Raw genomic sequence first — 20,664 nt, forward strand, 5'->3', positions numbered from 1 at the left:
CGGTCAAGGAGCGCACCAGTGATGGTGGAAGACAACGAAAACAAGAAGCGCAAGGGACTATTCGGCGGTCGGAGGACCAGCCGACGGGCATCCGCGGCAGCACCGACCACGCCGGAGGTGGCCGCCGAGCCACAGCCCGTTGTGACGGATGCCGCCCAGGCCACGGAAGCCGCGGCACCGGCAGGCGCCGCGCCGACCCGTGCGACCAGAACCAGTGCGGCGCGCAGCAGTGCCGCAACCACCACCGATGAGCCGGCCGCATCGAACACCGCTTTCGAGGCCCAGCCCCAGACCCCAGCGGAACAGGACGACACCGTGGACCTCACGACCCCGCCCGTCGAGCAGGCCGAGGTGCGACGCCCGTCGACCTCCCTCCTCTTCCAGGCACCGAACATCCTCCCGCTCCCGGCCCGCACCGGTGCCCGACAGGGTGCCTCCCGCCAGGACGGTTTCCGCCAGGACGGTTTCCGCCAGGACGGCCGCCAGGACAACCAGCGTCAGGATCAGGACGACGACGGCGATGAGGCGTCGACCGTGCGCCGCCGCGCCCGCCGCCGCACCGGCGACGAAGGCCGCTCCGGCTCGGACGACCCGGCGAACACCGTCGTTCGGGTGCGCACCCCGCGCGAACCGGAACTGATCACCGAACCTCAGCGGATCAAGGGTTCCACCCGGCTCGAGGCCAAGAAGCAGCGCCGCCGCGATGGCCGGGATGCCGGCCGTCGCCGCCCCGTGATCACCGAGGCCGAGTTCCTCGCCCGCCGCGAGGCAGTCGACCGGGTCATGGTCGTGCGCGCCAAGCACAACAAGATCCAGATCGGCGTCCTCGAAGACGGCGTCCTCGTCGAGCACTACGTGGCCAAGAACCAGGATGCCTCGCTCATCGGCAACGTCTACCTCGGCCGGGTGCAGAACGTGCTCCCCAGTATGGAAGCCGCGTTCGTCGACATCGGCCGCGGCCGCAACGCCGTGCTCTACTCCGGCGAGGTCGACTGGGATGCCGCCGCGGAGAGCTCGGGCAACAGCAGCCAGGCCCGTCGGATCGAACTCGCGCTCAAGCCGGGCGACAAGGTGCTCGTGCAGGTCACCAAGGACCCGATCGGCCACAAGGGCGCCCGCCTGACCAGCCAGGTCTCCCTCCCGGGCCGCTACCTCGTCTACGTGCCCAACGGCTCGATGAACGGGATCAGCCGTAAGCTGCCCGACACCGAGCGGGCCCGCCTGAAGAAGATCCTCAAGGAGGTTCTCCCCGACAACGTGGGCGTCATCGTGCGCACCGCCGCCGAGGGCGCCACCGACGAGCAGCTGACCCTCGACGTGAACCGTCTCACCTCGCAGTGGGCGTCCATCGCCAAGCAGGTCGACACCGTCCAGGCGCCGGCACTGCTGCACAGCGAGCCCGACCTGCTGATCAAGATCGTGCGGGATGTCTTCAACGAGGACTTCCAGAAGATGGTCATCTCCGGCGACGACTCTCGTGAGGTCATCGAGGCCTACCTGCGCCAGGTGGCCCCCGACCTGGTCGAGCGCGTCGAGCGCTACGAGGGCGAGGTCGACGCCTTCGACGAATACCGCATCTCGGAGCAGATCGAGAAGGCCCTCGACCGCAAGGTCTGGCTGCCGTCTGGTGGATCACTCGTGATCGACCGCACCGAGGCCATGACGGTCGTCGACGTCAACACGGGCAAGTTCGTCGGCTCCGGCGGCAACCTCGAAGAGACCGTCACCAAGAACAACCTCGAAGCGGCCGAGGAGATCGTGCGCCAGCTGCGCCTGCGCGACATCGGCGGAATCATCGTCGTCGACTTCATCGACATGGTGCTCGAGACCAACCGGGACCTCGTGCTCCGACGGATGCTGGAATGCCTCAGCCGCGACCGCACCAAGCACCAGGTGGCCGAAGTCACCTCGCTCGGCCTCGTGCAGATGACCCGTAAGAAGCTCGGGCTCGGACTGCTCGAATCGTTCAGCGAGAACTGCGAAGCCTGCGCCGGCCGTGGAATCATCATCCACCACGACCCGGTCGTCAAGCACCGCCAGACCGCGCAGCCCGCCATGGAGCGTCGCCCGCGCAGCAAATCGGGCAGCAACGGCGGCAACGGAGACAACGGCAACCGTGGCGGCGACAACCGCGGCGGCGACAACGGCCACCGGAGCGGCAACGACAGCGGTCACCGTGGCGGCAACACCGCCGGCACGCAGCAGTCGGAGCAGGCCAAGTCCACCGCCGGCACCCACGGGATCACCGAGGATGCCAAGCACGCCCTCGCACTGATCGCGGCGCGCACCATCACCCGCTCCCTGACCGGTTCCATCACGGTGGTCCCGGCCATCGAGGCAAACCCGATCGCGGCAACGGTCGACGAGGCGACGACCGAGACGGCGACGTCGACCTCGGTCGCGGCAAGCGAGGCGGAGGCTGCGGCATCCGTGCCCCTGATCGACGACGCCTCGGAGTCCGTGGCCATCCTCGACATCCCGGTCAAGAAGTCCCCGCGCAGCCGGCGAACGGTCAGCAAGCAGGTCACCGACCAACTCCTCGACTCGGTGCTCGAGGCTCTCCCCGAGCCCAAACAGCCCGGTCAGGGTCGATCGCGCAGCCGCCGCGTCACCACCGCCGGCGGCTCGACCGCCACGGTGCAGCCCATCATGACCCCTGGGAACGAGAAGCAGCAGTAGCGGCTCGGCCTCACCAGGCGACCGATGGAGGGCACGGCTTCGGCCTGGCCGTCATCGGTCGCTCCGGGTTGAGGCGCAGGGCCCCGAGGTTCGGTTCTCCAGGGCCCCCGCCGCCGACGGTCAGGGAGCCGGGTGCTCCGCACGATTCGCACGTTCCCTGGCCGACACCCTGAGTCCGCTCGCGCGCAGGCGCAGCACCAACTCCCGGTTGCCGACCGGATGCGCCCCGGCGGCCACCAGGGCGTCGTATCGACGCGCCGGCACGTCGTAGTGGTCGAGGTCGAATCCGCGCCGGGGAATCTCGTTGGCGGCCGCGAAGGCGTGCAATTCGTCCAGCGAGGCGTCGCTGACCAGATGCGACCAGACGGTGCCGTGGGCGGGCCACATGGGTCGGTCGATCAATACGGTCATCACCAGATTCTATGTTCCCGGTTCGGTTTGACCGGGGCAGGAGGATCCGCTAAAGTCGACTGTTGGTGTGCGATGGGCCTGAGCCCGCGCGGTCACCAAGGTTTTCTGACGGCGACGAGCCGGCTTGGCTCGTTCAACGCAGTAACTTTCCATCTTAGGAATCGGGGCCTCACGGCTCCCCAGAGTTAGGTACGTAACGTGGTTTACGCAGTTGTGCGCGCCGGTGGGCGGCAGGAGAAGGTAGAGGTCGGGACCATCGTCACGATGGACCGAATCAAGGCTGATAAGGACGGCAACGTCGAGCTGGCCGCCGTGCTTCTCGTCGACGGCGACAAGATCACCTCTGACTCGAAGTCGCTGGCCAAGGTCACGGTCACCGCCGAGGTTCTCAACGACCTCCGTGGTCCGAAGATCGTCATCCAGAAGTTCAAGAACAAGACCGGGTACAAGAAGCGTCAGGGGCACCGTCAGGAGCTCACTCGCGTTCAGGTCACCGGCATCGCCTAAGGCCTGAGGAGAAGAACAGATGGCACACAAAAAAGGTGCGAGTTCCACTCGCAACGGTCGCGACTCCAACGCCCAGCGCCTCGGCGTGAAGCGGTTCGGTGGTCAGGTTGTCAGCGCGGGCGAGATCATCGTTCGTCAGCGCGGCACGCACTTCCACCCCGGTGTCAACGTCGGCCGCGGTGGAGACGACACGCTCTTCGCCCTGGAGTCCGGCTCGGTTGAGTTCGGCGCAAAGGGCGGCCGCAAGGTCGTCAACATCGTGGTGGCTGCCGCGTAGGCATCCACAACTCTTGAACGTCAGGGCGGGCTTCGGCTCGCCCTGACGTGTTTTCGCCACCTGAAAGGGGCACCCCATGGCCACATTCGTTGACCACGTCACGCTGCACCTGAGAGCGGGCAATGGAGGGAACGGCTGTGTCTCCGTCAAGCGGGAGAAGTTCAAGCCCCTCGCCGGTCCCGACGGCGGAAACGGCGGAAACGGCGGCGACATCGTGCTCGTTGCCGACCCCCAGGTGACGACACTGCTCGGCTACCACCGTTCACCACACCGCAGCTCCTCCAACGGCGGCCCCGGAATGGGCGACCACCGCGCCGGCTACGCCAGTGACCTGATGGAGCTCTCCGTCCCGCTGGGCACCGTCGTCAAGGACGCCGAGGGCACTGAACTCGCGGACATGACGGAACCCGGCTTCCGCATCGTCGTCGCCCCCGGCGGCCAGGGCGGGCTCGGCAACGCCGCCCTCGCCTCGACCAAGCGCAAGGCCCCCGGTTTCGCGCTCCTCGGCACCTACGGCTGGGAAGGCGACATCCAGCTCGAGCTCAAGACCGTGGCGGATGTCGCGCTCGTCGGCTACCCGTCGGCCGGCAAGTCCAGCCTGATCGCCGCGATCTCGGCCGCGCGCCCCAAGATCGCCGACTACCCCTTCACCACCCTGCACCCCAACCTCGGCGTCGTCGACGCCGGCGAGGTGCGGTACACCGTCGCAGACGTTCCCGGACTGATCGAGGGCGCCAGCGAGGGCAAGGGACTCGGGCTCGAGTTCCTCCGGCACGTCGAGCGCTGCACCGCGTTGCTGCACATCCTCGACTGCGCCACCCTCGACCCTGACCGGGATCCGCTCAGCGACCTCGACGTCATCCTCGGCGAACTGGCCGCATACCCGGTCCCAGACGGCCAGCGGCCGCTGCTCGACCGGCCGCAGCTCATCGCACTGAACAAGATCGACGTGCCGGAGGCCCGCGAACTCGCGGACTTCGTCAAGGGCGACCTCGAGGCGCGTGGCTACCGCGTGTTCGAGATCTCCACGGTCAGCCACGAGGGCCTCCGCGCGCTCAACTACGCGCTGGCCGAGGTCGTCGAAGCCGGACGGGTCGAAGCAGCGGCGACGCAGGCCGCCAGGCCGCGCATCATCATCCGGCCGAAGGCGGTCGACGACAGCGGATTCGTCGTCAAGGTCGAGGGCGGTTCGTTCGGCAACATCTACCGGATCATCGGCACCAAGCCCGAACGCTGGGTGCAGCAGACCGACTTCACCAACGACGAAGCGGTCGGGTTCCTCGCGGACCGGCTTGCCAAGCTCGGGATCGAGAACGAACTGTTCAAGGCCGGCGCCATCGCCGGGTCCACGGTCATCATCGGCCCCGGCAACGGAGTCGTCTTCGACTGGGAGCCCACGCTCACCTCCACCGCCGAGTTGATCACCGCTCCCCGCGGAACGGACACCCGGCTCGACGATTCCAAGCGACGCACGAGCAACGAGCGCCGTGAAGAGTACTTCGGACGGATGGACGCCAAGGCGGCCGCCCGCGCCGAGCTCATCCGGGAACGCGAAGCCGGCATGTGGTCCACCGGCGAAGAGGAATTCAACGGCGACGTGACCGGCGACGGTTCCGTCCCGGTGAAGGGACGGCAGGAAGGCGAGTCCGAATGAGCGCCCGTGCCCGCGCCCAGGTGTCTTCCGCCCGGCGGATCGTGGTGAAGGTCGGGTCCTCCTCGATCAGCGGTGACAACGCCGACCAGATCGCCCCGCTGATCGAGGCCCTCGCGGAGACGCACGGCCACGGCGTCGAGGTGGTCCTGGTGTCGTCAGGGGCCGTCGCGAGCGGGATGAGCTACCTGAACCTGGACGGGCGCCCGAGCGACCTGGCCACCCAGCAGGCGGCCGCCTCCGTGGGGCAGAACGTGCTCACCGCCCGCTATCAGGAAACCCTGGACCGGCACGGCATCGCCGCGGGCCAGGTGCTGCTCACCGAGGGAGACCTCCTCAACGAACCGCACCGCAGCAACACCCGCCGCGCGGTGAACCGGCTCCTCGACCTGCGGATCATGCCGATCGTGAACGAGAACGACACCGTCGCCACCTACGGGCTGCGGTTCGGCGACAACGACCGCCTCGCTGCGATGCTCTCCGTGCTCATCCGGGCCGACCTGCTGCTCCTGCTCAGTGATGTGGACTCCCTCTACACCAGGCCCCCACACCTGCCCGGCGCCGAACGGATCGACCACATCGGGTTCGACGAGGAACTCGCCGGCATGGAGTTCGGGGCGACCAAGGCGTCGGGCGGCGTCGGAACCGGCGGTGCCAACACCAAGGTGAAGGCGGCCAGGCTGGCCGCGTCCGCTGGCACCGCCGTACTCGTGACCGCCACCGCGCTGGCCGCGGACGCACTCCGCGGCGAGGAGGTCGGCACCTGGTTCGAGCCGATGCCCACCGCACCGGGGCGCGCACTCCTGTGAGCCGGGCCTGGGAATGAGCGTGCTCGCACGGCACCAGATCGGGTCGGCGGCGCGCATCGTCGTCAAGGTCGGCTCGTCCTCGATCAGCGGTGCCAACGCCGGCCAGATCGCTCCGCTGGTCGACGCCCTCGCGGCCGCCCACGGGCGCGGCGCGGAAATCGTGCTGGTCTCTTCCGGCGCCATTGCCACCGGGATGCCCTACCTCCAGCTCGACGAACGGCCCACGGACCTCGCCACCCAGCAGGCCGCGGCATCCGTCGGCCAGAACCTGCTGATCTTCCGCTACCAGGACAGCCTCGATCGATACGACATCGTCGCCGGCCAGGTGCTCCTCACGGCCGGCGACCTCGAGAACCCGTCGCACCGCAGCAACGCGCACCGCGCCATGGACCGGCTGCTCGGGCTGCGCATCCTGCCGATCGTGAACGAGAACGACACCGTCGCGACCCACGAGATCCGCTTCGGCGACAACGACCGGCTCGCCGCCCTCGTCGCCACCCTGATCAAGGCGGACCTGCTCGTGCTGCTCAGCGACGTCGATGCGCTCTACACCCGGCCGCCGCACCTGCCAGGTGCCGAGCAGATCTCCCACGTCGTTGCCGGCGACCGGCTGCACGGGGTCGAGTTCGGCGCGAGCCGTTCCGGCGTGGGCACCGGGGGAGCGGGCACCAAGGTGTCCGCGGCCCGGATCGCGGCCGACGCCGGCACCGCCGTGCTGGTCACCTCGACAGCGCTGGTCGCCGAGGCGCTCCGCGGGGACCTCGTCGGAACCTGGTTCGAACCGAGCGCCGGAGCGCACGGCCCGCCCTCCGGCCGCCCGGTCGGGTAGCTCACCCAGCCGCGGGCCAGCCCCGTCGCGTACACTGCCGGGATGTCCTCACAGACCCTGACCGATACGGTCCAGCTCACGCCCATCCTCGAGGCGTCCCGGCGGGCGTCGGTTTCCCTCGCCGCAGCGCCCACCCAGGCGAAGAACCGGGCGCTGTCCGCCGTTTCCGCCGCGCTGCGCGCAAACGTCCCCGGCATCATCGCCGCCAACCGGGCAGACCTGGCCGCCGGCCGCGAAAACGGACTGTCCGCCGGTATGCTCGACCGCCTCATGCTGGACGAGGCCCGGATCGACGGGCTCGCCGCCGCCGTCGAACAGATCGCCCTGCTCACCGACCCGATCGGCGAGGTGGTGCGGGGGAGAAGCCTGCCCAACGGCATCAGGATCAGCCAGGTGCGCGTGCCCTTCGGCGTGGTCGGGGTCATCTACGAGGCTCGGCCCAACGTCACCGTCGACATCGCCGCGATCGCCCTCAAGAGCGGCAACGCCGTCGTGCTCCGTGGCGGATCCGCCGCGGAGAACACCAATCGGGTCCTCGTCGGCCTTCTCCAGCAGGCGATCGGTTCGGCAGGGCTGCCCGCCGAGTCGGTGCAGACGATCGACCCGTTCGGGCGCGATGGGGCCACCGAACTGATGCAGGCCCGCGGCCATGTCGATGTGCTCATCCCCCGGGGAAGTGCCGGCCTGATCCAGGCCGTGGTGAACCAGTCGAAGGTGCCCGTGATCGAGACCGGCGCCGGCGTCGTGCACATTTTCCTCGACGAGAGCGCAAACGCGGACTGGGCGGTGGAGATCGTGCACAACTCGAAGGTGCAGCGGCCCAGCGTCTGCAACTCCCTCGAAACCCTGCTCGTTCACCGGGACGCCGCAGCGCGGCTGCTCCCCGGCGTGCTCGCGAAGCTCGCGGCATCCGGCGTCACCATCCACGGCGACCCGCGGGTGCAGGAGATCTTCCCGGCCGCCGTGCCGGCGGCGGAGGACGACTGGGGCACCGAGTACATGGGCCTCGAGGTCTCCGTGGCCGTGGTCGACTCCCTCGACGACGCGATCGCGCACATCCGTCGCTATTCGACCGGGCACACCGAATCGATCATCACCAACGACGTCGTCAACGCCGAACGTTTCCTGGCCGAGGTCGACTCCGCCGCCGTCATGGTCAACGCCTCCACCCGGTTCACCGATGGCGGCGAGTTCGGATTCGGCGCCGAGGTGGGCATTTCGACCCAGAAACTGCACGCCAGGGGGCCGATGGGCCTGCCGGAGCTCACCAGCACCAAGTGGATCGTGCGTGGCTCGGGCCAGGTGCGGGCGTAGGCCCCACTAGAATACTGACGGACTCGTCCCTTGCCGGGCACCCCTGAATCGCCTTTGAATGGAGAACCCATGTCGTTCCTGAACGTAGTGCTCGCGCAGGTCGAAACCGTCGCCCTGCCCATGCCGACGTTCGTCTACGGCCTGATCGCGCTCGTGATCTTCGGAGCGCTCGGCGTCGTCGTCTGGTCGTACCGTGACGTGGCGAGCCGCCACCAGGCCAAGGCGAAGGCATACGCCGACGCCCACGGCGGCGCGCGCGCCGGCCACTGAGGTCGTCGTTCCGATGCCGGCGCGCCGCCTGAGAATCGGTGTGATGGGCGGCACCTTCGACCCGATCCACCACGGGCACCTCGTCGCCGCCAGTGAGGTGGCACAGAGCTTCGACCTCGACGAGGTGGTCTTCGTGCCCACCGGGCAGCCGTGGCAGAAGCCCGATGTCACGGTCAGCGAGCACCGCTACCTGATGACGGTGATCGCGACGGCGTCGAATCCGCGGTTCACGGTGAGCCGGGTCGACATCGACCGTACCGGGCCCACCTACACGATCGACACCCTCCGCGACCTGCACGCCCAGCGTCCGGACGCCGAACTCTTCTTCATCACGGGGGCCGACGCGATCCGGCAGATCCTGAGCTGGAAAGACGTCCAGGAGCTCTGGGACCTTGCCCACTTCGTGGCTGTGAGTCGTCCGGGACATGAGCTCAGCGTTTCGGGATTGCCCAACCAGGACGTAAGCTTATTGGAGGTTCCGGCTTTGGCCATCTCGTCCACAGACTGCCGGGCACGTGTGAATCGGGGGTTCCCGGTCTGGTATCTGGTCCCCGATGGGGTCGTCCAGTACATCTCAAAGCATCATCTGTATCGGAGTGTGGCATGACGTTGGGTAATGACCCACAGCCACTGACGCGTCGTCAAGCGCGCGAGTTGGCCCAGGGGCACGAGCCTGCCTCGGCGGACCAGCATCCGTCGGGCCATCTTCCCACTCACTCCTCCGGGTCCACCCCGGCACAGCGGGAGGCTCCGGCCGCGGCGCCCGACGAACCCGCCGTCGCCTCCGCGTTCGCCCCGCCCGCGACGAAGTCCGGCTGGGCCGCCGCCGTCAACGCCCCGCGCCAGCCCGTCCCCGAACGAACCCTGACCCGGCGTGAACTGCGCGCCCTGCAGCCGGCCCAGGGCCACGACGACGAATCGGGCCAGTCCGAATCGGGCCAGTCCGAATCGGGCCAGTCCGAATCGGGCCAGACCGAGGCTGCCCCGGTCAAGCAGCCCGCTCCCGTCGAGTTCCTCGTCGAATCGAAGTCTTCGTCCTCCTCGTCGGCCCGGGCTCGCCCCGGCGTGCTCCACCCGCCGGTGGGACACTGGTCCCTCGACCGTGACGAAGACGACGGTTCCATTCCCGGCGGATCGCCGATCGAACCGTTCGACCAGCTCATGTCCCGCGGCATCAGCGCCGGCGGAATCCCGACGACCACGAACGCACTCATCCTGCCGTCGATCCCGCACCAGGGCGCGACCTCGGGGCCGCTCACCAGCACGGGCGAGATCATGATCACCGGGTCGATCGACCTGCCGCGCAGCCTCGGGTCGACCGGTGCGCATCCGAACCTGTTCGACTCCGCCGAAATGGACCACATGCTCGACCAGCTCGACGAGAGCGGTCACCACAGCGATGTCGCGCCGGTGAGCGCGAGCCGCGCCGTCAGTACCCACGCTTCGACCAGGGGCGTCATGGCGCCGCCACCCAAGCGCGGGATGACCCTGCCCACCGTCCTGGCGATCACCGTCGGCGTGCTCGCCCTCGGTGTCGTCGCACTCTTCATCGCCGGCTACGTCTTCAAGATTTTCCAATGACATTTCATTCGCTCTCACTAACTCAGGGATCCATTCGATGACAGCTTCTGCCCATGCTCTCGAGCTCCTCAAGCTGGCCGCTGCGGCCGCAGACTCGAAGGCGGGGGAGGACCTCGTCGCCATCGACGTCTCGAATCCCCTTCCGCTTGCGGACATCTTCCTGATTGTCACCGGGCGCTCAGAGCGCAACGTCGTGGCCATCGCCGGCGAGATCGAAGACAAGCTCACGGAGGCCGGCCACAAGCCCCTGCGTCGCGAGGGCCGCGCCGAGGGTCGTTGGATCCTCGTCGACTTCGGCGACCTCGTCGTTCACGTCTTCCATGAAGAGGAACGGGTCTACTATTCCCTCGAGCGACTGTGGAAGGACTGCCCGGTCGTTCCGATCGAGTTGCCCGCGCACAAGGCCCAGGAGTAGTGGTTGGTACCCAACCGGGCCGGGGATGTAGTAGCCTAGAGAAGTTGTTTCGGGCCCGGTGAAATGGAATCCGGCCGAAACACAATTCGGGTCCGTGGCGCAGCTGGTAGCGCACCTGCATGGCATGCAGGGGGTCAGGGGTTCGAATCCCCTCGGATCCACCGAGTAGCACCGTTTGACAAGGAAGACCCGCTCACTCAGCGGGTCTTTTTTTGTGCGGACGGACCCGGACCCTGTCGGGGAGCGAAGGTCGGGGGGATGATGTGCGGGAGCGCAATCATTCGCGCCCGATCAAGGAGGTTCGAGACGATGGTCGTCTTCGCCGATCGCGTGGATGCGGGTAGCCAACTCGCCGAACGCCTGCTCCATCTGCGCGACCGGGATGTGGTCGTGCTCGGCCTGCCGCGCGGCGGCGTCCCCGTCGCGTTCGCGGTTGCCGAGGCCCTGCACGCGCCGCTCGACGTCATCGTGGTGCGCAAGCTCGGGGTTCCGTACCAACCCGAACTCGCCATGGGGGCGATCGGCGAAGGCGGGGCACGCGTGCTGAACCCGGAGGTGCTCACTCTCACCGGCGTGACCGCCGAGGAACTCGGCACGGTAGAGCGCCGGGAGCGAACACTACTGGATGAACGCGTGGCCAGCCTCCGAATGGGCAGGGAGCGGCTGGATCTGACCGGGCGTACCGTTGTCATCGTCGACGACGGCATAGCCACGGGCTCCACGGCCCGGGTGGCCTGTGATGTGGCCCGTCACCTCGGCGCGGCGACCGTGATCATGGCGGCGCCTGTGGTGCCGGCGGAGACGGTCGGGAACCACCCCGGGGCCGACGAGGTCGTCTGCGTCCTCGCGCCCCGCCAACTGGTCGCCGTCGGCAATCACTACCGGGACTTCTCCGCGACCAGCGACGAGGAGGTGGTGGTGCTCCTGGACGCGGCAGCCAAGCGGATGCGCAACGGCCGGGTCGTGGGCGACGACGTGGCTCGCGACGTCGAGATCCCCGCGGACGGGGTGCTCCTGGAAGGCCATCTGCGCCTGCCGGAGGGTGCCGCCGGGATCGTGGTCTTCGCGCACGGCAGCGGCAGCAGCCGGCACAGCCCGCGCAACCAGTTCGTCGCGGAGGTGCTTCTCCGGGCCGGCCTCGGGACCCTGCTCCTGGACCTTCTCACCGCCGATGAGGAGCCGAACCGATCGAACGTCTTCGACATCGAACTGCTCGCGAACCGGCTGACCGCGGCAACCGCGTGGCTGCGGCACCGCCCCGAGACGGCGCAGTTCCGGATCGGCTACTTCGGCGCAAGCACCGGCGCGGGCGCGGCGCTCTGGGCGGCGGCGGAACCGGGCAGCGACATCTCGGCGATCGTCTCCCGCGGCGGACGACCCGACCTGGCCGGAGCCCGGCTGCCGCTGGTGCAGGCCCCGACGCTGCTTATCGTTGGCGGAGCAGACGAGGTCGTGCTCGAACTCAACCGGCAGGCCAAGGCCCGGCTGCACTGCCGAAGCCGGCTCACGGTCGTGGACGGTGCCACGCACCTGTTCGAGGAACCGGGAACGCTGGCCGCCGCGGCCAACCTGGCCGCCGACTGGTTCTCCCGGTACCTCATTGCCGAGCCGACGGGGTCCTGAGGCCAGAATCGGCCGGCCGCGGATGCCGCGGCATCCGTTTTGATCGCCGGCCGGTCGTGGCCGATAATGGGACTGTGCCGACCCGTGAAACGACAGCCTCACGTCCGGGCCGGTGCCCGTGCCAGAGCGGCGATTCCTATTCGGACTGCTGCGGGCCGCTGCACGACAGCCTCGCGATCGCTCCCACCGCCGAACGGCTGATGCGCTCCCGGTACAGCGCCTTCGCGGTCGGCGACGTCGGCTACCTGCTCTCGACCTGGCATCCGAGCACCCGGCCCCCCGCATTCGAGCTCGACGCCACCCTCGTCTGGACGCGCCTCGACGTCGAACGGACCGAGCGCGGGGGCCCGTTCGACACCGACGGGGTGGTGGAGTTCACGGCGCAGTGTCGCGCGGGCGGCATCCGCAGCCGGCAGCACGAAGTGAGCCGGTTCGTGCGGGTGGATCGCCGCTGGCTCTACCTGGACGCATCGGACTGATCCGTGACGCGTGGCGGGGAGCTCGCGCACCTGCCGGATGACCGCCGGACATCGCGTCCCTGAGTGGGCTCAGCGCTGACGGGAATCCAGCTCGGTGACATGACGGAGTCGGCGCTCATGCTCCGCGTCGAACGCGTCCTGCCCACCGGCCTTCGCGATGAAACCGGGGTGGGCTGAGTAGTGCGACCAGCGCTCGAGGTCGGCCCGCGCCGCGGTGAGCTCCTTCGGCGTCGGTGCGGAGGCATCAGGCTGCATGGCTCGATTATGGCGTGATTGGTGGCCGTGGTGTTGCTCGCCGCGCAGACAGGAAAAGTGGATCTGACGGTCCGGAATAAGTCCCGCGACGGCACGGTTCCCCTGTTAAATGCATTTGCATGCAAATTGACCTGAGGAGCACCACGATGGCGCCGGAGATCGAACTGGGACTGGACACATTCGGGGACGTCACCTTCGATGCCGCGGGGCAGTTGCTTCCCCAGCCGCAGGTGCTGCGAAACGTGGTCGCCGAAGCGGTGCTCGCCGACCAGGTCGGGCTGGACTTCTTCGGACCAGTACGAGCTCCTCTTCGAGGAGAAGCTCAACCTCTTCACCGAACTGCTCAAGGAGGAGCCCGTGACCTGGGCCGGGGAAACGCGGGGCGCGCTGAAGAACCAGAGCGTCTACCCGCCGACCGAGTCCGGTTCGCTCCGCACCTGGGTCGGGGTGGGCGGCAGCCCGCAGTCCGTCGTGCGTGCCGCGCACTACGGCCTGCCCCTCATGCTGGCCGTCATCGGCGGTTCGCCGCTCGCGTTCAAGCCGTTGGTCGACCTGTACCACCGCGCCCTCGCACGGTTCGAGAAGCCGACCCAGCCGATCGGCGAGCACTCCCCGGGGTACATCGCGGCGACGGATGCCTGGCGCGCGAGGAAATGTGGCCGCACTACGCCGCCATGCAGGAGCGGATCGGACGTGAACGAGGCTGGGGCCCGGTCAGCCGGGAACAGTTCGAGCACGACGCCGGCCCCGACGGCGCCCTCTTCGTCGGTTCACCCGAGACCGTCGCGACCAAGATCGCTTCTGTTGCGAAAGGCCTGGGCCTGTCGCGCTTCGACCTCAAGTACAGCATCGGTACGCTGGCCCACGAGAAGCTGATGACCAGCATTGAGCTCTATGGCACCCAGGTGGCCCCGCTGGTGCGCGAGCAGCTGGCCTGATTCGGCTTTCGCGGCGGCAGTGAATGAGGTGCTGGACTCCCGGAGACGGTAGCGTACTGATGTGCTCTGCGGCCGCCGCCGGGCACCTGTATCGATCCGAAAATCCCTGAGGAGTCCCTTGGAAACCTGGCCTGGAACTGCTTACCCGCTCGGCGCCACCTATGACGGGAGCGGAACGAACTTCGCCCTCTTCAGCGAGGCCGCCACCAGGGTGGAACTCTGTCTGTTCGACGACGACGGGGGCGAGACGCGCATCGACGTCATCGAGTCCAGCGCGTACATCTGGCACTGCTACCTCCCGCTCGTGCAGCCAGGCCAGCGCTACGGCTACCGCGTCCACGGCGACTACGACCCGGCGAACGGGCAGCGCGCCAACCCGAACAAGCTGCTGCTCGACCCGTACGCGAAGGCCACCTGCGGCACCATCGACTGGGACCCGTCGCTGTTCTCCTACAACTTCGGTGACCCCGATTCCCGCAACGACGACGACTCCGCGCCGCACATGATGCTCGGCGTCGTCGTCAACCCGTTCTTCGACTGGGTGGGCGACCGCCCGCTGCGCACGCCCTACAGCGAATCGCTGATCTACGAGGCCCACGTGAAGGGGCTCACCAGGTTGCAGGAACTCGTGCCGGAATCCCAGCGTGGCACCTACGCGGGGGTCGCGCATCCGTCGGTCATCGACCACCTGCAGAAGCTCGGCGTCACCGCCATCGAGCTGATGCCGGTGCACCAGTTCGTCAACGACGGCACCCTCGAAGAGAAGGGGCTGAACAACTACTGGGGCTACAACACCATTGGCTTCTTCTCCCCGCACAACGCGTACTCGTCGACCGGCGACCGCGGCCAACAGGTGCAGGAGTTCAAGGGAATGGTGCGCAGCCTGCACGACGCGGGCATCGAGGTCATCCTCGACGTGGTCTACAACCACACGGCGGAGGGGAACCACCTCGGCCCGACCATCTCGTTCAAGGGCATCGACAACCAGGCCTATTACCGGCTGATGGACGACGACAAGCGCTACTACATGGACTACACCGGCACCGGGAACACCCTGAATGTGCGGCATCCTCACTCCCTGCAGCTGATCATGGACTCGCTGCGGTACTGGGTGATCGAGATGCACGTCGACGGTTTCCGGTTCGACCTCGCCTCGGCGCTGGCCCGCGACCTGTACGACGTCGACAAGCTCTCGACCTTCTTCGAGCTCGTGCAGCAGGATCCGATCGTGTCCCAGGTCAAACTCATCGCCGAACCGTGGGATGTCGGCCCCGGCGGCTATCAGGTCGGCAACTTCCCCGCCCAGTGGACGGAGTGGAACGGGCAGTACCGCGACACCGTTCGCGACTTCTGGCGCGGCGAGCCGTCAACGCTGGGCGAGTTCGCGTCGCGCATCACCGGCTCCGCCGACCTCTACGAGCACTCCGGTCGCCGACCGGTGGCCTCGATCAACTTCGTCACCGCGCACGACGGATTCACCCTCTCCGACCTCGTCTCCTACAACGAGAAGCACAACGACGCCAACGGCGAGGGAAACAAGGACGGCGAGTCCCACAACCGGTCCTGGAACATGGGCGCAGAAGGCCCGACCGACGACCCGGAGGTCCGGTCCCTGCGGGCCAGGCAGCACCGCAACTTCCTGGCGACCATGCTGCTCTCCCAGGGGGTGCCGATGATCCTGCACGGGGACGAGCTCGGCCGAACCCAGCAGGGCAACAACAACACCTACGCGCAGGACTCCGAGCTGAGCTGGATCCACTGGGACGAGGCCGACCACCCGTTGATCGAATTCACGGCGGCCGTGTCGCGCCTCCGGAAGGACCACCCCACGTTCCGGCGCAGCCGATTCTTCGACGGCCACCCCGGCAAGCGGGCCGAGGGGGACTCCTTGCCCGACATCGTCTGGCTGAACAGCGACGGCCAGGAGATGCAGTCGCAGGACTGGGACGAGAACCGGGCCCGCACCGTGGGCATGTTCCTGAACGGGCTCGGAATCCGGGAGCGGAACTCCCGCGGTGAGAACGTCACCGACGTCAACTTCCTCCTGATCTTCAACGCAGACCCCGACGACGTGGACTTCACCCTGCCACCCGCCGACTACGCGCCGGCCTGGGAGATCGTCGTCGACACCGCGGGGGAGGGCGCCGACGCCGTGCCGCACGCCGCCGGGGCGGTGCAGACCGTGTGGTCCCGATCGCTCGTGGTGCTGCGCGCCTACCAGCCGCCGGAAACCGCCCCCGACCACTCCGTCGCGGCCTCCCTCGCGGCTCTGGCTGGTTCGCCGATTCCGGCGAACGTCGTGGCGGATGCCGCCGCACCGGAAGCCGTCGAAGCCGAAGCCGAAGCCGCGGCAGCGGCCGAACCTGCCGTGAAGCCGGTGAAGAGAGTGCGGAAGCCCCGCACCAAGCCGGAGGGAACCGCGTGAGGATCCCACTCTCGACCTACCGGCTCCAGATCACGGCCGACTTCGACCTGGATGCCGCGGCGGGCGTCCTCGACTACGTCACGGCCCTGGGCGCGGACTGGCTCTACCTCTCGCCGCTCCTCGCGGCCGAGGTCGGCTCCGACCACGGCTACGACGTCGTCGACCACTCCACCGTCGACCCGGTGCGCGGCGGACCGGAGGCCCTCCTTCGACTCGGGACCGCCGCAACGGGCGCGGGACGCGGCATCCTCGTCGACATCGTGCCCAACCATGTCGGGGTCGCCACACCACGGCACAACGCCTGGTGGTGGGACCTGCTCGCGGCCGGCCGGGACTCCCGTTTCGCCGAGGCATTCGACGTGGATTGGGAGGCCGGAGCCGGCCGCATCCTGCTCCCCGTGCTCGGCGACGGCGACCACGAGCTCGACCGGCTCGAGGTCGTCGGCGACGAACTGCGCTACTTCGACAACCGGTTCCCGCTCGTGCCCGGCAGCGCCGAGGACGGGGCGGACGCCGTCACCGTGCACTCCCGCCAGCACTACGAGTTCGTCAGCTGGCGCCGCGCCGACGCCGACCTGAACTACCGGCGCTTCTTCGCCGTGAATAGCCTGGCCGGGATCCGGGTGGAAGTGCCCTGGGTGTTCGAGGAATCGCACCGGGAGATCCTGCGCTGGGTGCGGGACGGTCTCGTGCACGGGCTGCGGGTCGACCACCCCGACGGCCTGGCCGATCCGGGCGGCTACCTCGACGGGCTGCGCGCGGCCACCGGGGGAGCCTATGTCCTGGTCGAGAAGATCCTCGAGGGCCAGGAGCAGCTGCCGGCCAACTGGGCCACCAGCGGCACCACCGGCTACGACGCGCTGGGAGACTTCGACCGCGTCCTCGTCGACCCGGCCGGGGAAGACCCCCTTGACTCCCTCGAAGTGCGCCTCCAGGTCGAGGCCGGGCGCCTCGAGGACGGCGCGGAGACCCTCGACTGGGAGGAGCTGGTGCACGCCGACAAGCGCACCATCGCCGACCAGACCCTGCGCGCCGAGGTGTTGCGCCTGGCCCGGCTGGTGCCGGAGATATCCGATCCTGCCGACGCGATCGCCGAACTGCTCGCCTGCTTCCCGGTCTACCGCTCCTACCTTCCGGTCGGCATCGAGCGGCTGCACACCGCCGCACGACTGGCCGTCGCCCGACGCCCGGAACTGGCGTCGACGATCGACGCGCTGCTGCCCGTGCTGGCCGACCCGGGGCATCCGGCCGCCGTCAGGTTCCAGCAGACCTCCGGAATGGTGATGGCCAAGGGCGTCGAGGACACCGCCTACTACCGGTACAGCCGGCTGACCTCGCTCAACGAGGTAGGCGCCGACCCGTCGGAGTTCGCGATCGACCCGGCCGAGTTCCACCGCCGCCAGCAACTGCGCCAGGCCACACTGCCCGGCTCGATGACCACGCTCTCCACCCACGACACCAAACGCGGCGAAGACGTGCGGGCCAGGATCAACGTGCTCGCCGAGATCCCCGCGGAGTGGGTGGCGGCCCTGGGTTCGCTCCGCTCGGCGGTTCCGCTCGGCGACGCCCCGTTCGAGAACCTGCTCTGGCAGGCCGTGATCGGCGCCTGGCCGGCGAGCCCCGAACGCCTCGCCGCCTACGCGGAGAAGGCCGCACGGGAGGCCGGAACCTCGACCACCTGGACCGACCGGAACGATGCCTTCGAAGAGGCCCTGCGCGACCTCGCCGCTTCAACGGCCGGGAACGAGGACGTCGCGGGCACGATCAGCGGTTTCGTCGACCGGGTGCGGCAGGCAGGCTGGAGCAACTCCCTCTCCGCCAAGCTGGTACAGCTCACCACCTCCGGCGTCCCCGACGTGTACCAGGGCAGCGAACTGTGGGAGACCTCCCTGGTCGACCCCGACAACCGGCGCCCCGTCGACTACGCGCTCCGGCGCGAGTACCTGGCGCGGATCGACGACGGATGGTTGCCAGAGGTCGATGAGACCGGCGCCGCGAAACTCCTGGTCACCACCCGGGCCCTGCGACTGCGCCGCGACGAGCCGGGCCGGTTCTTCCGCTACGCGCCGGTCCCCGCGTTCGGAGCCGGGGCCGGACACGTCATCGCCTTCGACCGCGGCGAGACCGTCACGGTCGCCACCCGGCTGCCGCTCGGCCTGGCCGACGCGGGCGGTTGGGGGGACACGACAATCGTGCTCGCCGGCCGCCCGGTCGTCGACCTTCTGACCGGCACGCGCTTCGAGGGCGGGCCGATCAGGCTGGCCGACCTGCTGGCACGCTACCCGGTGGCGCTGCTCGTGACCGAGGACGACACCGACCAGCGCGAACCGACGAAAGGCGGCCGACATGCCCAGTGAATCCTTCGAGGGCGGCGATTCCTTCGATAGCGGCGAGTCCTTCGAGATCTGGGCCCCGGCCGCGGCCCTGGTCGAGCTGGTGCTCGCCGACGCCACCCTGCCGATGACCCGGGGCGGGGACGGCTGGTGGCGGGCGCCGCGGCCCGGGGCATCCGGCCCCCTCGACTACGGCTTCCGGGTCGACGGCGAGGGGCCGTTCCCCGACCCTCGCTCGCGGCACCAGCCGAACGGCGTGCACGGGCTGTCGCGGACCGTCGAATCCGTCGAACCTCTCGATGCCAGGACCGGGGCCGGCCAGTCCGGGTCCGGCCACGCCTGGACCGGCCGCCTGCTGGCCGGAAGCACCATCTACGAGCTGCACCTCGGCACGTTCACCCCCGAGGGAACACTCGACGCCGCGGCCGGGAAGCTGGCCCACCTGGCCTCGATCGGCGTGGACTTCGTCGAGCTCCTCCCCGTGAACGCGTTCAACGGCAGCCACAACTGGGGCTACGACGGCGTGCTCTGGTACGCGGTGCACGAGGACTACGGTGGCCCGGCCGCCTACCGGCGCTTCGTCGAGGCGTGCCACCGGGCCGGCATCGGCGTCATCCAGGACGTCGTCTACAACCACCTCGGGCCGAGCGGAAACTACCTGGCGAAGTTCGGGCCCTACCTGAGCGCCGCCGCCGGGAACACCTGGGGTTCGTCCCTGAACCTGGACGGCCCGGACTCCGACGAGGTGCGACGCTACATCATCGACAACGCCCTGATGTGGCTCGGTGACTACCAGGTCGACGGCCTGCGCCTGGACGCGGTGCACGCCCTGCACGATGAGAGGGCCACCCACCTGCTCGAGGAACTGTCCATCGAGGTCGAGGCCCTGAGCGCGCACGTCGGCCGCCCGCTCAGTCTGGTCGCCGAGTCGGATCTCAACGACCCGCGCCTGATCACCCCCCGGGAGGCCGGCGGTTACGGGCTTACCGGCCAGTGGAGCGACGACTTCCACCACGCGGTGCACGTGGCCCTGACCGGGGAAACCACGGGCTACTACGCCGACTTCGAACCGCTCGGCGCCCTCGCGAAGGTGCTCACCCACGGCTTCTTCCACGACGGCACCTTCTCCTCCTTCCGGGCACGCACCCACGGCCGCCCGATCGACACCGAACGGATGCCGGCCTGGCGCCTCGTCGTCGCCAGCCAGAACCACGACCAGATCGGCAACCGCGCAATCGGCGACCGGCTGGGAGCCCAGCTCGACCTCGGCCAGCTCGCCATCGCGGCGACACTGACCCTGCTCGGCCCGTTCACGCCGATGCTGTTCATGGGCGAGGAATGGGGAGCGCGCACACCCTGGCAGTTCTTCACCTCGCATCCGGAGCCCGAGCTCGGCGAGGCCACCAGGAAGGGCCGGATCAACGAGTTCGCCCGGATGGGCTGGGACCCGGCCCTGGTGCCCGACCCCCAGGACCCGGCCACGTTCATCCGCTCCAAGCTGGATTGGACCGAGGCCGTCCGGCCGGACAATGCCCGCCTGCTCGCGTTCTACCAGGCCCTGGTCGAGCTGCGCCGCAGGCGGCCTGAGTTCACCGACCCGCGCTTGAACCGCACAGCGGCGCACTTCGACGAGACCGGCCGCTGGCTGCGGCTCTGCCGCGGCGACACCGAGATCCTGGTCAACCTCGGCACGGAGGCCCGTCAGGTGCCGACGGATGCCCCGGCCGTGCTGGCATCCTTCGCGGCGGCGGGGGAGGCCGTCCAAGGTCGCGACGCGACGGAGGTGCTGCTCGCGCCGCACTCCGTCGCGGTTCTGGGCACCCCCTGACCGCCCATCGGTGAGTTCGGAGCATTCCGCCTTCGTGCGG

General features: G+C 68.8%; 18 protein-coding genes, 1 tRNA gene and 1 pseudogene. 18 read left to right on the forward strand and 2 right to left on the reverse strand.

The features are described 5' to 3' along the window. Window positions 1-21 precede the first annotated feature (21 nt). Window positions 22-2,679 (forward strand): Rne/Rng family ribonuclease, encoded by a 2,658-nt coding sequence (locus E3T48_RS12925; protein WP_134524486.1) that lies wholly within the window; start codon window positions 22-24, stop codon window positions 2,677-2,679. Window positions 2,680-2,799: 120 nt separating this feature from the next. Here E3T48_RS12925 and E3T48_RS12930 read toward each other — a convergent pair whose 3' ends face one another. Then, complete coding sequence (locus E3T48_RS12930) at window positions 2,800-3,090, reverse strand: DUF4031 domain-containing protein (RefSeq protein ID WP_134524451.1); 291 nt, start codon at window positions 3,088-3,090, stop codon at window positions 2,800-2,802. A 198-nt stretch (window positions 3,091-3,288) separates the two neighbouring features. Here E3T48_RS12930 and rplU point away from each other — a divergent pair, with 198 nt between their 5' ends. From rplU to E3T48_RS12995, 13 genes are all read left to right on the forward strand, one after another. Beyond that, window positions 3,289-3,597: a 50S ribosomal protein L21 gene (gene rplU / locus E3T48_RS12935; RefSeq protein WP_134447928.1), complete on the forward strand. Its 309-nt coding sequence runs from the start codon at window positions 3,289-3,291 to the stop codon at window positions 3,595-3,597. 19 nt (window positions 3,598-3,616) lie between these two features. Next, complete coding sequence (gene rpmA / locus E3T48_RS12940; RefSeq protein ID WP_134507497.1) at window positions 3,617-3,874, forward strand: 50S ribosomal protein L27; 258 nt, start codon at window positions 3,617-3,619, stop codon at window positions 3,872-3,874. Between the two features lie 76 nt (window positions 3,875-3,950). After that, window positions 3,951-5,528: a GTPase ObgE gene (gene obgE / locus E3T48_RS12945; RefSeq protein WP_134524452.1), complete on the forward strand. Its 1,578-nt coding sequence runs from the start codon at window positions 3,951-3,953 to the stop codon at window positions 5,526-5,528. Beyond that, a complete protein-coding gene (gene proB, locus E3T48_RS12950; protein ID WP_134524453.1) occupies window positions 5,525-6,334 on the forward strand; it encodes a glutamate 5-kinase in 810 nt (269 codons plus the stop codon). The genes obgE and proB (E3T48_RS12950) overlap by 4 nt, the downstream gene beginning before the upstream one ends. A 13-nt stretch (window positions 6,335-6,347) precedes the next feature. Next, a complete protein-coding gene (proB, locus tag E3T48_RS12955) occupies window positions 6,348-7,163 on the forward strand; it encodes a glutamate 5-kinase (RefSeq protein WP_134524454.1) in 816 nt (271 codons plus the stop codon). 42 nt (window positions 7,164-7,205) lie between these two features. Continuing rightward, entirely contained in the window at window positions 7,206-8,477 is a 1,272-nt protein-coding gene (locus E3T48_RS12960) for a glutamate-5-semialdehyde dehydrogenase (RefSeq protein WP_134524455.1), read from the forward strand. 69 nt (window positions 8,478-8,546) lie between these two features. After that, window positions 8,547-8,747 (forward strand): hypothetical protein, encoded by a 201-nt coding sequence (locus E3T48_RS12965; protein ID WP_134524456.1) that lies wholly within the window; start codon window positions 8,547-8,549, stop codon window positions 8,745-8,747. Between the two features lie 13 nt (window positions 8,748-8,760). Continuing rightward, window positions 8,761-9,354: a nicotinate-nucleotide adenylyltransferase gene (gene nadD, locus E3T48_RS12970; RefSeq protein ID WP_134524457.1), complete on the forward strand. Its 594-nt coding sequence runs from the start codon at window positions 8,761-8,763 to the stop codon at window positions 9,352-9,354. Continuing rightward, a complete protein-coding gene (locus E3T48_RS12975) occupies window positions 9,351-10,328 on the forward strand; it encodes a hypothetical protein (RefSeq protein WP_134524458.1) in 978 nt (325 codons plus the stop codon). Before nadD ends, E3T48_RS12975 begins: the two co-directional genes overlap by 4 nt. Before the next feature lie 37 nt (window positions 10,329-10,365). Beyond that, window positions 10,366-10,743, forward strand: a complete 378-nt coding sequence (gene rsfS / locus E3T48_RS12980) for a ribosome silencing factor (protein WP_134524459.1) — start codon at window positions 10,366-10,368, stop codon at window positions 10,741-10,743. Window positions 10,744-10,831: 88 nt separating this feature from the next. Beyond that, window positions 10,832-10,904, forward strand: a tRNA-Ala gene (locus tag E3T48_RS12985). A gap of 148 nt (window positions 10,905-11,052) precedes the next feature. Beyond that, complete coding sequence (locus tag E3T48_RS12990; RefSeq protein WP_166789732.1) at window positions 11,053-12,366, forward strand: phosphoribosyltransferase family protein; 1,314 nt, start codon at window positions 11,053-11,055, stop codon at window positions 12,364-12,366. A gap of 74 nt (window positions 12,367-12,440) precedes the next feature. Further along, window positions 12,441-12,845, forward strand: a complete 405-nt coding sequence (locus E3T48_RS12995) for a YchJ family protein (protein ID WP_134524461.1) — start codon at window positions 12,441-12,443, stop codon at window positions 12,843-12,845. A gap of 69 nt (window positions 12,846-12,914) precedes the next feature. On the opposite strand, the gene E3T48_RS13000 is transcribed toward E3T48_RS12995, so the two are convergent. Further along, complete coding sequence (locus tag E3T48_RS13000) at window positions 12,915-13,100, reverse strand: hypothetical protein (protein WP_134524462.1); 186 nt, start codon at window positions 13,098-13,100, stop codon at window positions 12,915-12,917. A gap of 146 nt (window positions 13,101-13,246) precedes the next feature. Here E3T48_RS13000 and E3T48_RS13005 point away from each other — a divergent pair. The 4 genes and pseudogenes from E3T48_RS13005 to treZ all read left to right on the forward strand — a co-directional run bounded on the left by E3T48_RS13005 (window position 13,247) and on the right by treZ (window position 20,624). Further along, a pseudogene (locus tag E3T48_RS13005) lies at window positions 13,247-14,038 on the forward strand (LLM class flavin-dependent oxidoreductase). Window positions 14,039-14,156: 118 nt separating this feature from the next. Then, the gene (glgX, locus tag E3T48_RS13010) at window positions 14,157-16,463 is read left to right on the forward strand and encodes a glycogen debranching protein GlgX (protein WP_134524463.1); all 2,307 of its coding nucleotides are present in this window, start codon (window positions 14,157-14,159) and stop codon (window positions 16,461-16,463) included. Next, entirely contained in the window at window positions 16,460-18,820 is a 2,361-nt protein-coding gene (gene treY, locus E3T48_RS13015) for a malto-oligosyltrehalose synthase (protein WP_134524464.1), read from the forward strand. Before glgX ends, treY begins: the two co-directional genes overlap by 4 nt. Beyond that, on the forward strand, window positions 18,810-20,624 hold the full coding sequence (gene treZ / locus E3T48_RS13020; RefSeq protein ID WP_134524465.1) for a malto-oligosyltrehalose trehalohydrolase: 1,815 nt from the start codon (window positions 18,810-18,812) through the stop codon (window positions 20,622-20,624). Before treY ends, treZ begins: the two co-directional genes overlap by 11 nt. Window positions 20,625-20,664: the final 40 nt, after the last annotated feature.

This window comes from Cryobacterium fucosi (genome assembly GCF_004403515.1).
GTDB classification, from domain to species: Bacteria; Actinomycetota; Actinomycetes; order Actinomycetales; family Microbacteriaceae; genus Cryobacterium; species Cryobacterium fucosi.